This is a genomic window from Pseudomonas abyssi (genome assembly GCF_003444685.1).
In the GTDB taxonomy this organism is placed as follows: domain Bacteria; phylum Pseudomonadota; class Gammaproteobacteria; order Pseudomonadales; family Pseudomonadaceae; genus Halopseudomonas; species Halopseudomonas abyssi.
The window spans coordinates 393,204-407,811 of record NZ_LMAZ01000004.1; the positions used below are offsets into that span (position 1 = coordinate 393,204).

14 protein-coding genes are annotated in these 14,608 nt (G+C 64.8%); 13 read left to right on the forward strand and 1 reads right to left on the reverse strand.

All coding sequences use genetic code 11. The features are described from left to right. The first annotated feature begins 111 nt into the window (after nucleotides 1-111). From ASB58_RS14665 to ASB58_RS14710, 10 genes are all read left to right on the forward strand, one after another. On the forward strand, nucleotides 112-1,077 hold the full coding sequence (locus ASB58_RS14665; RefSeq protein WP_118131384.1) for a helix-turn-helix transcriptional regulator: 966 nt from the start codon (nucleotides 112-114) through the stop codon (nucleotides 1,075-1,077). A 214-nt stretch (nucleotides 1,078-1,291) separates the two neighbouring features. Continuing rightward, the gene (locus tag ASB58_RS14670) at nucleotides 1,292-3,286 is read left to right on the forward strand and encodes a TonB-dependent receptor (RefSeq protein WP_118131385.1); all 1,995 of its coding nucleotides are present in this window, start codon (nucleotides 1,292-1,294) and stop codon (nucleotides 3,284-3,286) included. Nucleotides 3,287-3,310: 24 nt separating this feature from the next. After that, the gene (locus ASB58_RS14675; protein WP_118131386.1) at nucleotides 3,311-4,021 is read left to right on the forward strand and encodes a DUF4198 domain-containing protein; all 711 of its coding nucleotides are present in this window, start codon (nucleotides 3,311-3,313) and stop codon (nucleotides 4,019-4,021) included. Further along, the gene (locus ASB58_RS14680) at nucleotides 4,008-4,496 is read left to right on the forward strand and encodes an HI_1622 family ECF transport-associated protein (RefSeq protein ID WP_118131387.1); all 489 of its coding nucleotides are present in this window, start codon (nucleotides 4,008-4,010) and stop codon (nucleotides 4,494-4,496) included. Before ASB58_RS14675 ends, ASB58_RS14680 begins: the two co-directional genes overlap by 14 nt. After that, nucleotides 4,496-5,110, forward strand: a complete 615-nt coding sequence (cbiM, locus tag ASB58_RS14685) for a cobalt transporter CbiM (RefSeq protein WP_096004395.1) — start codon at nucleotides 4,496-4,498, stop codon at nucleotides 5,108-5,110. The genes ASB58_RS14680 and cbiM overlap by 1 nt, the downstream gene beginning before the upstream one ends. Continuing rightward, entirely contained in the window at nucleotides 5,107-5,766 is a 660-nt protein-coding gene (locus ASB58_RS14690) for an energy-coupling factor transporter transmembrane component T family protein (RefSeq protein ID WP_118131388.1), read from the forward strand. Before cbiM ends, ASB58_RS14690 begins: the two co-directional genes overlap by 4 nt. Continuing rightward, on the forward strand, nucleotides 5,763-6,395 hold the full coding sequence (locus ASB58_RS14695; protein WP_118131389.1) for an energy-coupling factor ABC transporter ATP-binding protein: 633 nt from the start codon (nucleotides 5,763-5,765) through the stop codon (nucleotides 6,393-6,395). The genes ASB58_RS14690 and ASB58_RS14695 overlap by 4 nt, the downstream gene beginning before the upstream one ends. Before the next feature lie 7 nt (nucleotides 6,396-6,402). Next, nucleotides 6,403-6,876, forward strand: a complete 474-nt coding sequence (gene nikR, locus ASB58_RS14700; RefSeq protein WP_096004392.1) for a nickel-responsive transcriptional regulator NikR — start codon at nucleotides 6,403-6,405, stop codon at nucleotides 6,874-6,876. 55 nt (nucleotides 6,877-6,931) lie between these two features. Further along, nucleotides 6,932-8,407, forward strand: a complete 1,476-nt coding sequence (gene amn / locus ASB58_RS14705; protein ID WP_118131390.1) for an AMP nucleosidase — start codon at nucleotides 6,932-6,934, stop codon at nucleotides 8,405-8,407. Nucleotides 8,408-8,479: 72 nt separating this feature from the next. Beyond that, nucleotides 8,480-9,385 carry an SdiA-regulated domain-containing protein gene (locus tag ASB58_RS14710; RefSeq protein WP_118131391.1) on the forward strand — a complete coding sequence of 302 codons (906 nt, stop codon included), beginning with the start codon at nucleotides 8,480-8,482 and terminating at the stop codon, nucleotides 9,383-9,385. On the opposite strand, the gene ASB58_RS14715 is transcribed toward ASB58_RS14710, so the two are convergent. Further along, nucleotides 9,382-10,689 carry a serine hydrolase domain-containing protein gene (locus tag ASB58_RS14715; protein WP_118131392.1) on the reverse strand — a complete coding sequence of 436 codons (1,308 nt, stop codon included), beginning with the start codon at nucleotides 10,687-10,689 and terminating at the stop codon, nucleotides 9,382-9,384. The two genes, ASB58_RS14710 and ASB58_RS14715, sit on opposite strands and share 4 nt — an antisense overlap. Nucleotides 10,690-10,778: 89 nt before the next feature. Between ASB58_RS14715 and ASB58_RS14720 the strand changes: the two genes are divergently transcribed. From ASB58_RS14720 to ASB58_RS14730, 3 genes are all read left to right on the forward strand, one after another. Further along, nucleotides 10,779-11,741 carry a LysR family transcriptional regulator gene (locus tag ASB58_RS14720; RefSeq protein ID WP_096004388.1) on the forward strand — a complete coding sequence of 321 codons (963 nt, stop codon included), beginning with the start codon at nucleotides 10,779-10,781 and terminating at the stop codon, nucleotides 11,739-11,741. Between the two features lie 214 nt (nucleotides 11,742-11,955). Then, nucleotides 11,956-12,417: a (2Fe-2S)-binding protein gene (locus ASB58_RS14725; protein ID WP_118131393.1), complete on the forward strand. Its 462-nt coding sequence runs from the start codon at nucleotides 11,956-11,958 to the stop codon at nucleotides 12,415-12,417. Then, nucleotides 12,414-14,606 (forward strand): xanthine dehydrogenase family protein molybdopterin-binding subunit, encoded by a 2,193-nt coding sequence (locus ASB58_RS14730; protein WP_118131394.1) that lies wholly within the window; start codon nucleotides 12,414-12,416, stop codon nucleotides 14,604-14,606. Before ASB58_RS14725 ends, ASB58_RS14730 begins: the two co-directional genes overlap by 4 nt. Nucleotides 14,607-14,608: the final 2 nt, after the last annotated feature.

A 14,608-nucleotide genomic window follows, 5' to 3' on the forward strand; every position in this document is an offset into this window, starting at 1 on the left:
GTTTGCTGTATGCGGCGGGTAGTCTGCCACAGCGCGATGCTGGTGCGCTTTGCGCTGGCGTCAGCTTTCTTTGTCCGGCAGTCATCTTTGCGCGATGCCAGGGGGTAGCAGGTGGGTCAACGTCAGGACACGGTCGGCGCCAGCGAACTGGTGCAGCGTATTGGAGCACAGGTGCAGGTGTCGGCGCAGCAGGCAGGCAAGCCGCTGTTTCGGGGGCGCCTGAGCTGGCAGCGGCTGCGCTCCGGGCTGGCGCTGCACTGCTCGGATTGCGTCGAGCTGGAAGACTTTTCGACCAGCGTCGAGGTGGATCCCAAGCTTATTCTGGTGCTGTTTCTGCAGGGTCGTAGCGATGTCAGCTATGACGACCGCGCGCCGTGCTTTGATCACGACGCTCGCCGCCCCGAGGGCATGGCGGTCACCCTGACCGAGCGGGCCACCTTCAGTCGCCGCGCGCGTCGCGGCCAGCATATCCGCAAGTTGTCGATCAGCATGACGCCCGACTGGTTCGAAGGTGGCGGATTTGATGCCCAGCGCAGCCTGCAAGGGCTGCTGGGTGGGGCCAACAGTCATCTGCGTGTTCAGCGCTGGTTGCCTTCGCCGCGGGCGCTGGCGCTGGCTGAAGCCTGTATGCATCAGCAGACCGACAATCCGTTGCTGGCGCACTTGCAGCAGGAGAGCCGCGCGCTGGAGTTGGCTCATGAAGTGATCGCCGGGTTGACCGGCGAGGGCGTTGCCGTGCCGGGCAGCCTGCGTCCGCACGAGCAGCGGCTGATTGCCCGGGTTCAGGACCTGCTGATCAACGACACAGCCGATGGCTGGTCGCTGGAGCAGATCGCCCAAGAGGTCGGTACCAGCGCCAGTACCCTGCAGCGGCAGTTCAAGGCGGCGCAGGGCATGTCGCTGTTTGCCTGGCAGCGCCAGCGCAAGTTGCAGCAGGCGTTCGATGCGCTGGCCACCGGCAGGCTGTCCATCGAGGAGGCCGCCGCGCTGGCCGGCTATACCAGCGCGGCCAACTTTGCGACCGCCTTCCGCCGCGCCTTTGGTACTACGCCACAACAGGTCCGGCGTTTTCTCTAATCGGTGCACGATATTGGTGCAAAAAGATCACCTTGTGTGTGTTTGTGGTGCGTGGCGCGTCTGCGTGCTGGGTGGCGGTGCGTCTGCAGGCCCCTGAAAATCGTCAACGGGGAACCTGGTGTGAACTTTGCTAATTTGTTCATACTTGCGCTCGGCTTGCTCCTATCGGGGCGGTCGAGTGGTGCAGTGGTCGACCCTCGCATAAGGATGCCTGATGATGTTCCCCCGTCTTACGCCGCTAGCGGCTGCCCTGTTGTTGCCGCTGCCCGCGTTGGCCTCTATTGAACCCGTGTCGCTGGCCAGTATCACCGTCAAGGGCCAGGCCATGGCCGATACCACCGATCAAGCCTATTCCGTCACCCGTCTGTACGCTGACGATATTCGTGAAGCGCATGTTGATCAGGTGCAAAACCTGCTGCGCAAGGTGCCGGGTATGAATGTCAGCACGCTGGGGCTGCCGGGCGTGGCGGACAATATCTCGCTGCGCGGCTTTGGGGCCGGCGGGCACGGCGGAGACATCGGCTTTGTCGTCGATGGCATTCCGCTCAACGAGGCCATGTCCCACGCCGATGGTTACGGCGATTTGAACGTCGTCATTCCGTTGGAACTGGAGCGCATCGATGTGCTGCGTGGCCCGGTATCGGCGCTGTATGGCAACTACAACCGGGCCGGCACGGTCACGCTGCAGAGCCGCCGGGGCGGTAACTACCGCGATCTGGACGTCAGTGCGGCGGAGTTCGGCAAGCTGGACCTGCAGGCCGCCGCTGGCGTTGAGGCCGAGCGTCAGCGTTTTAACCTGGCTGTGCAGGCGGTCCATGATGATGGTTTTCGCGATCAGTCGCAGGCCGAGCGTCAGACCCTGGCCGGGCGCTGGGCGCTGGATCTGAGCCCTGATCTGGAAGTGGCCCTGTCGACCCGCCTGCATCAGGCCGAGGCAGACAACCCCTCTTATTTGCCTTACGCCGATTACCGGCATGATCCCTATGGCGTCTACCGCGACGTGCAGAACGACGGCAGCGAGAAAGAGTTCAGAACCCTGCGGCTAGATACCAACTACCAGCTGGCTGACGATGTGCGCCTGCTGAGTTTTGTCTACCACACCAACCAAGACTTCAGCCGCTGGTTTACCCGCCCGGTCAGCGGTGTTTGGACCCAGCGTGAAGAATCCTACGACCGCGATGTGCTGGGCGGCGGCTTCAACCTCAACGGGGACAGCCAGCTGGCGGGCAGGGCGCTGACCTGGGTAAGCGGCATCGAGACCTATCGTGAACGCACCGACTACCTGAAGTACGAAGACACCCAATACCGCCAGCGGGTCGGGCTGCCGGAGCTGGATCGTCGCTTCAGCCTGAACAACCTGGCGGCTTTTGGCGAGATGCAGTGGCAATTGCACCCACTGTTCATGCCCAGCCTGGGCCTGCGCTGGGATCGGTTTACCGGCGACTGCGATCTGCAAGGCGCGCAAACCTCGACGGCGGCGTGTGAGCGCATGTCGTCGGTCAGCCACACCAGCCCCAAACTGGGCATTCGCTCGCAGCCGCTGGATTGGCTGGAGCTGCGTGGCAGCTGGGCCGAAGGCTTTGCCATTGCGCCGGATACCGCCAAGTACGAGCTGGGCGCGGGCAGTGTGTCGCCCAACGTGTTCCGGCAGATTGAACTGGGTGTCACGCTGACATGGCGCGATCTGGGCTTGGATCTGGCGACCTACCGCATCGACTCCAGTGATGAGATCGGCCGCAACCCGGCTGGCGATTATGAGAACTTTGGCGAGACTCGCCGCCAGGGCGTGGAGGTGGCCGGCTACTGGTATCTGACAGACAGCCTGGATGTGTCGCTGGCCTGGGCGACGGCGCAGTCGGAGATTCGCAAGCACCGTGATGCTTCCCTGGAAGGCAACCGGGTGACCGGTGTGCCCAGCCACACCACCACCGCGCAGGTAAACTGGCGCCCGCTGCCGGATTGGGAAGGCTCGCTGGTACTGCGCGATATCGGTGATTATGCAGTCAACGCCAGCAATCAACTGGTCGATGGCGGCTACCGGGTGACCGACTTCACGCTGTCCTATTTGGTTCCGGGTACCCCGGGCTACCGCGCCTATCTGGCGGTGGAGAACCTGACGGACAAGGTCTATGCCTCCACCGTCTCCACCATCGGGTATGCTACCGGCGCGCCCCGCCGCGTCAGCCTGGGCATCCAGGCGAGTTTCTGACCCTAGCGCACAAGGAGTTTTACCATGTCTTATCCCCTACGCAGCCTGCTTGCGGCAACCGCTCTGACGTTGCTCAGCCCGTTGGTGAGTGCGCATACCGTGTGGCTTGAGTCGACCGACAGTGCGAACGGCTATGCTGTCCGCTTTGGCGGGCATGCCGGCGTGCTGGAAGACTTTCCGCCGGCCAAGCTGGAACAGGTCAGCGCCATCGATGCTGCCGGTGAGCCGGTCGCTGTCGCCCGCGAGGACCTGGCAGCCGGTGTGCGGTTGCAAACCGCCGAGCCGGCGTCGGTGCTGACGCTGTATTTCAACAACGGCATCTGGAGCCGACTGCCGGATGGCCGCAGCGAGAACTTGCCGATGGACCAGGTCGAGGGTGCCGAGTCGGCGGTCAACGCGGTCAAGTATCACAAATACATTGCGCGCTGGGACGCGCAGGCAACCCAGCCACAGGGTCAGGCCTTCGAGCTGCTGCCGCTGGATGCCGAGGCTCCGGCCGCCGGTCAGCCGGTGCGGCTCAAAGTGCTGATCGACGGCCAGCCGGCGCAGGGCATTGCCCTGGCGTTTGGTGAGGAAGGTGGCGATGCCGTCAGTGACGCCAAGGGTGTCGCGGTGCTGATCGCCCGCAGTGGCGTCAATCGCATCTGGTCCGGTCAACGGCTGGCGGTGGCCGACAATCCGGCGTACACCCAGCTCAGCACGGAATACAGCCTGGTGTTCCATGCCCAGGACTGAGCTCACGCGTGCCGCGCTGCTGTTGCTGCTCTGGCTGGCGTCCGCAGCAGTGCAGGCGCATGGTCTGGATGTGATCGCCCAGCACAGTGAGGGGCAGGTGTCCGGTCTGGCGCTGTACTCCGACGGCACGCCGGCCGCTGCGATCTACGTGGCCCTGGTGGCGTCGGAAGACGCCAGCAGGGTGCTGGCGCAAAGCAAGACCGGCGAGGACGGCCGTTTCACCTTCGCCGCCCGCGAGGACGGTGGCATGCGGGTTATTGCCGAGGGCGAGGAGGGGCACCGCGCCCAGGCGCTGGTCAGTGAGGTGCCGAGCAGCAGCGGCAGTAATCAAAGCCTGTTGCTGCTGCGTGAGGATATCGCTCGCCTGGAGCAGCATCTGTGGTGGCGAGACGTGTTGGGCGGCATCGGCTATCTGGTCGGCGTGCTCGGCCTCTGGGCGCTGTGGCGCAGCCGTCAATCCGGTCGAGGACTCTGATGCATATCGCCGAAGGGGTGCTCAGTCTGCCGGTGCTGGCCAGCTGCGCGGCGTTGTCGGCGGGCGGTATCGCACTGGGTGTGCGCCGTCTGGATGAGGCGCGCATGCCGTTGGCGGCACTGCTGGGGGCGGCCTTTATGGTCGCCAGTACGCTGCACATGCCGGTGGGTGTGGGCAGTGTGCATCTGATTCTCAATGGTCTGGCCGGTTTGCTGCTGGGTTGGGCGGTTTTTCCGTTGTTCTTCGTTGCGCTGCTGCTGCAGGCCGCGCTGTTTTCCTTTGGTGGCTTTACCGTGCTGGGCGCCAACCTGCTGATCATGGCCGCGCCGGCGCTGCTGTGTCATGTGCTGCTGGCGCCCCTGCTACGCGGTGAGCCGAGCCGTCGCCGGTTGCTTTTGGTTGGTGCCGGCTGCGGGCTGATCGGCGTCGGTGGTGCTGCCGTGGTGGCCGCGCTGGTGCTGAATCTGAGTGGTGGCCGGCTGTTTGACCATCTGATCGGCATGCTGGTGCTGACTCATGCGCCGGTGTTTGTGGTCGATGCGTTGATCAGCGCGCTGGCCCTCAATCTGTTGTGGCGCATGTTGCCCGACATGACCCGCGAGCTGTGCCCATGACCGCGCCGCAACGGTTGTTGCTGGCGCTGGCCGGGGCACTGGGGGCCGCCCTGTTGCAGCAGACCTGGCAATTGCTGGCGCTGCTGCTGGTGGCCGGGGTTGCCGTGCTGGTGGCGGCGGTGCTGCGGCTGGCTTCAGTCCGCTGGCTGCTGCGTCGGGTGGCGCTGCTGAACCTCTTCGTGCTGCTGGTCTGGCTGACGTTGCCCTGGCATTGGACGGGTGGCGGCCTGGCGTGGAATCCGGCAGGTGTCGAGGCGGCTGTGCATATCAGCTTGCGCAGCAACATTGCCGGTCTGCTGTGCATTGCCCTGCTGGCGGGGATGAACGCCTTTGATGTGGCGGCAGCGGCAGCGCGCCTGGGCATGCCCGCACGGCTGGCGCAGTTGCTGCTGCTGACGGTGCGCTACCTCGGTGTCATGCAGCAGACGCGCCAGCAGGTGCAGCGGGCAATGCAGGCGCGGGGGTTCCGCCCCCGCTGCAACTGGCGCACGCTGGAAGTGCTGGCTCTGCAGGTCGCGCTGATTCTGGTGCATGCGTTACTGCGTGCCGAGCGGGTGGCGCAGGCGATGCAGGCCCGCGGCCTCGCGCAACGCGTGCGCGCGCCAGCCCGCAAGGCAGACCTGGTGGGTGTGGCTACAGGGCAGGAGTCGCTATGAGCGTGCTGATTCAGGCCAGCGGCCTGCGTCTGGCGCGCGGACCGCAGCGCCAGCTCGGGTTGCCCGATTTTGCCTTGCATGAAGGTGAGCGGCTGTGTCTGCTTGGGCCCAGCGGGCGCGGCAAGACCAGTCTGCTGCACGCGTTGCTGGGGTTTGTTCCGCTGCAGGCCGGCCGCCTGCAGGTATTTGGCTGCGAGCGCTCTGTCGAAGCCGACTTTGTCCCGCTGCGTGGTCCCTTGGGGTTGCTGTTTCAGGATCCGGTTGATCAGCTGTTTGGCCCGACGGTGGTTGATGACGTGGCCTTTGGGCCGCGCAATCAGGGACTGGATCGCCAGCGGGCCGGCCAGCTGGCGCTGCGTACCCTGGCTTCGCTGCAGCTGGAGCATCTGGCGGAGCGGCCGGTGCAGCAGCTCTCTGGCGGTGAACAGCGGCTGGTGGCGCTGGCCGGGGTGCTGGCGATGAACCCGCGCGTGCTGCTGCTGGATGAACCGAGCAATGGTCTGGACCAGGCCGGTTGCGAGCGCTTGTTTGCCTGTCTGCTTGAGACCGACTTGCCGATGCTGATTGCCAGCCACGATCAGACACTGGTACAACGTCTGGGAACCCGGATTCTGACGTTGCCCGCATGAGGACCCCATGGAGCGCATCACCATTTCCCTGGAAAGCGAACTGGCCGAAGCTTTTGACGCGCTGATCGCCGAGCGCGGCTATCGCAGTCGCTCAGAAGCCATGCGTGACCTGTTGCGCGCCGAACTGGAAAGCGCCCGCCAGGCGCAGGAGCCGAGCGAATACTGCGTTGCCTCGCTCAGTTACGTCTACCATCACCATCAGCGCGAGCTGGCCGAACGCCTGGCCCGGCATCATCATGAGCACCATGACCTGAGCGTCTCCACGCTGCTCTCCTACATCGACCACGACCACTGCCTGGCCAGTTCGATCCTGCGCGGGCCAACCCGGCAGGTGCGCCAACTGGCCGAGCGCATCATGGCCGAGAGCGGCGTGCGGCACGGACAGTTAAATCAGGTGTCTCTGACAGAAGATGACCACGAGCATCAGCACGTCGGTCACGACCATAGCTCGCGACACAGGCACTTGCGCCCATTGAGCTAAGACGGGTTGCCGAGTGCCTTGTTGTCTGCCCTGAACACCCGAACAGAGGTTTTCCGTGAACCCAGCTTGCCCCGATGATTTTGTAAAGGTCGACTCTGCCGAGGCCGCTGTCGACCGCCTGGCTGCACTGCACCAGCAAGCCACCAGTGCGCTGCGCAGCGCGCTCAAGCAATACCTCAAGGATCGCACCAGCCCCGGAGCCGACCGCTGCGCCTTCCGCTATCCGGAGCTGCGCCTGACCTATCACTGTCAGGGTGAGGTGCCCAGCAGTGTGCGCGCCTATGCCAAGGTGCAGGTGCCCGGTACCTATGCGATCACCGTGACCCAGCCCGAGGCGTTTCGCAGCTATCTGCTGGATCAACTGACGCCGTTGATGTCCGACTTTACCGTCACCGTGGAAGTGGGGCCGAGCCAGGCCAACATTCCCTACCCCTACGTGGTGGAGCAGGGCGATGAGCTGGGCTCTTCTGGCGTGACGGCTGCCGAGCTGGCGCGGGTGTTCCCGAGCACCGACCTGTCCGCCGCCAACGACAGTACGGCCGACGGTCTCTACGACTGGGAAGGCCGAGACCCGCTGCCACTGTCGCTGTTTGATGCAGCGCGTACCGACTTCTCCCTGCGCCGACTGGTGCACTACACCGGCAGCGACTGGCGGCACGTGCAGCCCTGGATTCTGCTGACCAACTACCACCGCTACGTTGACCAGTTCATTCGTCACGGTCTGGACATGCTGCTGAGCGACTCGCGCTTCCAGCGCATGGTGCTGCCGGGCAATGTGGTGGTGGAGCGCGGCATGTCCGAGGGCGAGATGCATGCGATCATCGAGTCGGTGGTCTGGCACCGCTTTCAGATGCCGGCCTATCACCTGCAGGGTGCCACTCCAGGTGAAGGCATCACGCTGGTCAACATCGGTGTTGGCCCGTCCAACGCCAAGAACATCACCGACCACCTGGCGGTGCTGCGGCCGCATTGCTGGCTGATGATTGGCCACTGCGGTGGCCTGCGCCAGTCGCAGACCATTGGCGACTATGTGCTGGCGCACGCCTACATGCGCCGTGACGGCATCCTTGACCGGGTACTGCCGCCCAACATTCCGCTGCCGGCGCTGGCTGAAGTGCAGCAGGCGCTGCAACAGGCCGCGGCAGAGGTCACCGGCGAGCAGGGAGACGACCTCAAGCGCCGCCTGCGTACCGGTACCGTGCTGACCTACGATGACCGCAACTGGGAGCTGCGCTGGGCCCAGGAACGCCCGCTGATCAACCAGGCGCGCGCCATCGCGGTGGACATGGAAAGCGGCACCATCGCCGCCCAGGGCTATCGACTGCGCGTGCCCTATGGCACGCTGCTGTGCGTTTCGGACAAGCCGCTGCACAGTGAGATCAAGCTGCCGGGCGCGGCGGGTGTGTTCTACGAGCGCGCGGTGACCCAGCACTTGCATATCGGTATTCACGCGCTGGAGTTGATGCGCAGTCAGCTTGACTCGCTGCACTCGCGCAAGCTGCGCAGTTTCGACGAGCCGCCGTTCCGCTGATCCCCCCCCGGACGTTCACACGGCTGTCATGCGGGTGGCGCATCATGCCCGGTCTGAAGACCGGGAGTGGATATGCACACTAGATCTGAGCGCCTGGTAGCGTCCGCACCGCGCTGGCGCTTGCGCATGCGCGCACTGACGCTGCTGGCAGTATTACTGATGCTGGCGGTGTTTATGATTGGCTGGCTGCGGCCCGCTACGCCACTGCCGCCTTCGGCGCTGTCACTGCAGGACTTCCGTGTCACCCTGCCCGCCGTGGTGGTGGCCGGCATCGGTGATGATCTATCGGGGATTACCCACGACGGCGACCATGATCGTCTGCTGGCGATTACCAACTCCGGCCCTGAGCAGTTGCTGGTGCTCGACCGTCAGGGCAGTCTGCTGGCGCAACACGCGCTGATCGGCTTCAAGGACACCGAAGACCTGGCCTGGCTGGGCGATGGCCTGCTGGCGATTGTCGAGGAACGGGTTCATCGCATCAGCATTCTGCCGCTGCCGAGCGGTGATGCGCCCTTGCGCCGTGCCGATGCCCGGCAGCTGACGCTGGGTATCGGCGTGTCAGACGACAACAAGGGTTTCGAGGGCATCGCCTACGACCGTAGCCGCGATCTGCTGTATCTGGTCAAGGAGCGCGACCCGCAGCGGCTGTATCGGGTTGCCGGGCTGCGCAGCACACTACAGGGCGACTTGCAGCTGGATGTGCAGGACCTGACCGCCTGGATTGATGACGCCGGGGTGTCCAGCGACCTGTCGGCCATCACGGTTGAGCCGCGCAGCGGTCATCTGGTGCTGCTCAGTGATGAGTCGCGCCTGCTGTTCGAACTCGGCCCGCAGGGCCAACTGCTGAGTCAGCGCTCGCTCGGGCGGGGCGTGGGCCTGCAAGAGCCCATGCCCCAGCCCGAGGGCGTGATCCTGGATGATCGCGGCGAGCTGTTTGTGGTCAGCGAACCCAATCTGTTCTACCGCCTGGCGCGCTAGCGCGCGTTCAGGTATTTAGCCAAGGCGGCGTAGGCGGGCAGGGAGACAGGGTCGTTGGCGCCGTTGGCGGCGACCGGGTTGGAGGCAAAGCGGGCGATCACCATCTCGGCCCTGGGATCGACATAGATGGTTTGCCCGTGGATGCCGCGTGCGGCAAACATGCCTTGTTCGGCATCGGCCACCCACCACATGTTGCGGTAGCTCCAGCCGGGCAGCGTGGTGTAGCCGGCGCTGGCAAACTTGCCCGGATCGCCACCGCCGCGGATGTCGGCCACCACCGCCTCGGGCACGATCTGCTGGCCGTTGAAGCGCCCGTTGTTGCGCATCGCTTCGCCAAAGCGCGCCATGTCACGCAGGCTGGCATTCATGCCGCCGCCGGCAAACTGGGTGCCCAGCTGATCCACCACGATATAGGCATCCTGTTCCGCACCCAGCTTGCTCCAGATGCGCTGCGCCAGCAGCTCGGCAAAGGAGGTGCCGGTGGCCCGCTGTACCACCCAGGCCAGGACGTCCGAGTTGACCGTTCTGTAGGCGAAGGCGTCGCCGTGCTGCCCCTCGGGTTGGACCTTCTGCAGGAAGGCGTACAGCGAGGTTGCCCCCTTGTAGTCGGCCGGACGCGGGATCAGATTGCCGGCACGGGAGTACTCCCAGATCTCTGCACCGGGATCGGTGTAGGTTTCCGAGTAGCGAATGGCGGTGGTCATGTCCATTACCTGACGCACGCTGGCATCGCCAAAGCCGCTGTCTGCCAGCTCCGGTACATAGCTGGCGACGCTCGCCTGTTCATCCAGCACGCCTTCTTCGACCAGCATCGCGGCCAGGGTGCCGATGAACGATTTGGTGACTGAAAAGGCCATATGCGGGCGATCGGCCTGTAATGCACCCATGTAGCGTTCGTACACCACCTTGCCGCGATGCAGCACGATGATGCCGTCGGTGTAGTTGGCGTCCAGCGACTGGGCCCAGGTCATGGAGGTGCCGTCGGCCAGTTGGAATTCAAGTGCGTCGATATCCGTGCGTGGCGCCTGCGGCAGCGGGCTGGCGGCCGTGCCCGTGCGGCCCACCGTAGCGGTCGGCAGTAGTTCACGAATGTGCGAGAAGGCCCAGCGGGTGTGCGGGAAACGCAGATAGTTGTTGAAGGTCACCTGTTTGTCGGCGGCCGGCGGAAAGCCTTGCATCCAGCCCATGACCTGCGGGTCGCTGGCCTTGGCATCCAGCGGCGTTTGTGCGCTGGCGGGGCCGGTCATCAGGCTGCCGAGTAGCAGGGTAAGGCAGCCGAGCTGCCGGCGTGTCGCTGGTTTCATGCGATGGATTCCTTTGCTCTTGTTGTTCTTTCAGTATCGGTTGGTGCTATATGGATAGTCCAATGCATCTATAGTTGGTTATTAATGCGATGAGTTCATCAATAGACCTGCGGCGTCTCGGTCATCTGGTACTGCTCAGCGAGGAGTTGCACTTCTCGCGTGCCGCCAAGCGTGCGCACCTGTCCCAGACGGCGTTCAGCCGCAGCATCCAGTCGCTGGAGAGTGACCTGCAATTGCGTTTGTTTGATCGGGGCACGCGCAGCGTGCAGCTGACGGCGGCGGGCCGGCAGCTGCTGACTCAGGCCCGCGACCTGCTGCGACGTGCTGACAATCTCAACGCGTCTGCCCAGTACCTGGCTAATGCCGAAGGCGGCGAGCTCAACCTTGGCGTAGGGCTGATGGCTGCACACAGCTTCATGCAGACGGTGCTGCCGAGGCTGCGTCGGGAGTGCCCCGGCCTGCGCCTGAATGTGGAGGTCGACCATTGGCAAAACCTGCTGCGCCACCTGGAGCAGGAGCGTATCGAGTTTCTGGTGGGCGGGACTGGCGAACGGCACGAAGACCTGCGCTTGCAGGATCCGCGCCTGCAGGTCACGGCATTGCCCTCCAGACAGACGGCCATCTACTGTCGGCGCGGGCATCCGTTGCTGGTGGCAGACTCACCGGTTCAGCCTCAACGCCTGCTGGGGTATCCCTGGTCGGCGGCGTTGCTGGACGATACCTCGGTGCTGCAGTTGTTTGCCTTGCTGGGCTTGCCGGCCGAGACTCGCCCTCCGGCGCTGATGAGCTGCAACAATCTGCACCTGCTGCGTGAAACGGTCTTGCACAGCGATTGTCTGCTGTACACCTGGGAGGGCTGGCTGGGCGAAGAGGTGCAGTCCGGTCGCCTGCTGGATCTGACGGAGCGGCTTGCCCCGGAACTGCCCGCGCGGAGCTATCAACTGCGCAGCCACCTCATTCAACTGACCAACCGCACGCTCTCGCCGCCAGCGCAACGCGCACTGGCGATGATCCTGCAGGCCGGCGGTCAGTCGGACGGCGCTATTGCCTGATCGTGCAAGGCTGCCGTGGTATTGGGCTATCGGCTGGCGCGGCGCGCTGGTTATCCTTGTTCCCATCTGTCTGTAGATTGCGCAGTGGCGGGACGCGGCTTTAGCGTCGCTGAGTGTCTCATTTCCTGAGGCTGGCCTTTATCTGTGTCACACCTGCCACAGCTGCTAGATTGATTAGAAAAAACCAAGAAACCCGTAGCCTGACGAGGTTCCAATGATTCAGTTATCCGTGAACGGTGCCCAGCATCAGCTGGACGTGCCTGATGATATGCCGCTGCTCTGGGTGGTGCGTGACGTGCTGGGGTTGACCGGCACCAAGTTCGGTTGCGGCATCGCTCAGTGCGGTGCCTGTACCGTGCACCTGGACGGCGAGGCGGTACGTTCCTGCGTGCTGCCGGTCAGCGCGGCTGCTGGCCGGGCAGTTACCACCATCGAGGCTGTTGGTCAGTCTGCGCTCGGCGCCCAGGTGCAGCAGGCCTGGCTGGACCATGAGGTGGTGCAGTGCGGCTACTGCCAGTCGGGGCAGATCATGTCGGCTACCGCGCTGTTGCAGCGCCAGCCCGCGCCGAGCGACGCCGAAATTGACGCGGGCATGGCGGGCAACCTGTGCCGCTGCGCCACCTACACGCGCATCCGCGCGGCGATCAAGGACGTGGATGCCGGAGGTGCCGCATGAGCCCGTCAGACAATGGCGTATCACGCCGGCGGTTTCTGCAAGGCTCAGGTGCCGCATTGGGCGGGCTGGTGCTCAGCACCTGGCTGCCGGGCTTTACCCCGCACAGCGTAGCGGCCGAGGTGACCGCCGCCGGGCGCCTGGGGGATCAGGCGCCGCGGGGCTACGGCGCCTATGTACGGGTTGGGCATGACGGCCTGGTGACGGTTATTTCGCCCAAGATCGAAATGGGGCAGGGCGCGCATACTGGCATCGCGATGATGGTGGCCGAGGAGCTGGAGGTGCCGCTGTCGTCGGTCAGTGTCGAGGATGCGCCGCCGGACAGCGACCTGTATGCCGACTCGCTGATGCAGTTTCAGGCCACTGGTGGCTCCACCTCCACCCGGCATTCCTGGCAACCGCTGCGTGAGGCCGGGGCAACTGCGCGGCTACTGCTGATTCAGGCTGCGGCGGCGCGCTGGGGTGTGGATGCCGCGCAGTGTGAGGCGCGTGAAGGCGTGGTGCACGGCCCTGCTGGCCAGCAATTGCCCTACGGCGAGCTGGTGGATGCCGCCAGTGCATTGCCGCTGCCGGAGTCGGTTGTGCTCAAGACGCCGGAACAGTTCCGTCTGCTGGGCACGCCGGCGCCCCGTTTGGATACCCCGAACAAGGTCAGCGGCAAGGCGCAGTTCACCATCGATCTGCAGGTGCCGGGCATGCTGGTGGCCTCCACGCTGACCTGCCCGGTGTACGGCGGCAAGCTCAAAGCGGTTGATGCCAGCGCAGCGCGGCAGGTGCCGGGCGTGCGTGACGTTGTCACCCTGGAAAACGCCGTGGCGGTCACCGCGACCAACTATTGGGCCTGCCAGCAAGGACTCAAGGCGCTGACCGTGGAGTGGGATCTGGGCGAGCACGCGGGCATCGACTCCGAGCAGCTGGATGCGGCGCTGCACAGCGCCAGCAGCAAGGATGGTGTGGTCGCGCACAGCAGTGGCGACATCGACGCGGCGCTGAGTGGCGCGGCCAGCACTTTCGAGGCGGTGTACGAGCAACCTTTCCTGTCGCACTCACCGTTGGAGCCCATGACCTGCGTGGCGCAGGTGCGCGCCGATGCCTGCGAGCTGTGGGTGGGCACCCAGGTGCCAGCGTTCGCCCAGCAGACCGCTGCAGCGGTGAGTGGTCTGCCGCTGGAACGTGTGCAGGTGCACAACCAGTTGATCGGCGGCGCGTTCGGCCGGCGGCTGGACTTTGACTTCATTACCCAGGCGGTAGCGATTGCCAAGCAGGTTGATTATCCGATCAAGCTGATCTGGAGCCGCGAAGAAGACATGACTCACGATATGTATCGCCCGCACTATGTCGATCGCCTGACCGCGGCAATCGATGCCGAGGGCAAACTGCAGGGCTGGCAGCATCGCATCGCCGGTGCCTCGGTGCTGGCGCGCTACATCGGCAGCCTGCCGGAGAGCGGCGTGGACAGCGATGCGGTGGAAGTGGCGATCGACCCGATTTATGCGCTGGACAGCCTGCAGGTCAACTACATCCGCGAGGAGCCCAAGGCGATCCCGGTGTCCTGGTGGCGGGGCGTTGGGCCGCTGCGCAGCACGCTGGCGCTGGAGTGCTTTATCGACGAGCTGGCGCACAAGACGGGCAAGGACCCGGTTGACTATCGACTGGCGCTGATGGGCCAGCATCCGCGTGCTCAGGCGGTGCTCAAACTGGCCGCCGAAAAAGCCGACTGGCAGACGCCGTTGCCTGCCGGGCAGGGCCGAGGCATCGCGGTGAGCGCGGTATTCGGCAGTTTCGTTGCGACCGTGGTCGAGCTGGAAGTGCAAGCGGACAAGGGCGTTCGCATCAAGCGCCTGGTCAGCGCCATCGACTGCGGCCTGGTGACCAACCCCACCTCGGTGCTGGCGCAGATTGAGGGCGGCACCCTGTTTGGCCTGTCAGCGTCGCTGTTCAACGAGATTACCCTTGAGCAGGGGCAGGTGCAGCAGAGCAACTTCCACAACTACCGGCAACTGCGCATCAATGAAGCGCCTGGCGTCGAGGTGCATATCGTGCCCAGCAGCGAGGACCCGGGCGGGGTCGGTGAGACCGGCACTGCGCTGATCGGCCCGGCATTGCTCAATGCACTGGCGGCTGCCAGTGGCGAGCGCCTGCGCCGTCTGCCGCTGAGCCGCGCTGGATACTTCCCGGTAAAAGGAGCCTGAGC